The 280-nt window shown below is 71.4% G+C and carries 1 protein-coding gene; it reads right to left on the reverse strand.

Annotated elements, in window-relative coordinates:
• On the reverse strand, positions 1 to 213 hold a 213-nt coding region (locus tag ACG9ZB_RS17245; protein ID WP_419326846.1), incomplete at its 3' end, for a MerR family transcriptional regulator.
• Positions 214 to 280: the final 67 nt, after the last annotated feature.

The raw sequence follows: 280 nt of genomic DNA on the forward strand, positions 1-280 counted from the left end.
GTCCTGCAGGTCCATCACCATGGCGATGCCGGCGAGGTTGAGCCCGGCGTCGAGCAGGTCGCCGATGCGGCGCAGCCGGTCCAGGTCATTGGCGCTATAGCGGCGGGTGCCGCCCTCGGTGCGCTCGGGCTCGAGCAGCCCGCGCGCCTCATACAGCCGCAGCGTCTGCACCCCCATGCCCGCCAGCTCCGCGGCGACCGAGATGCCATACACGCCGCGCGCCCCATCGGGCCTGGGCACTGCCACCGCAACACGTCCTTCCGGCCGGATTTCTCTGGAT

Origin of the sequence: Acinetobacter johnsonii, from assembly GCF_048551975.1 — a bacterium.
Classification (GTDB): Bacteria; Pseudomonadota; Gammaproteobacteria; order Pseudomonadales; family Moraxellaceae; genus Acinetobacter; species Acinetobacter johnsonii_A.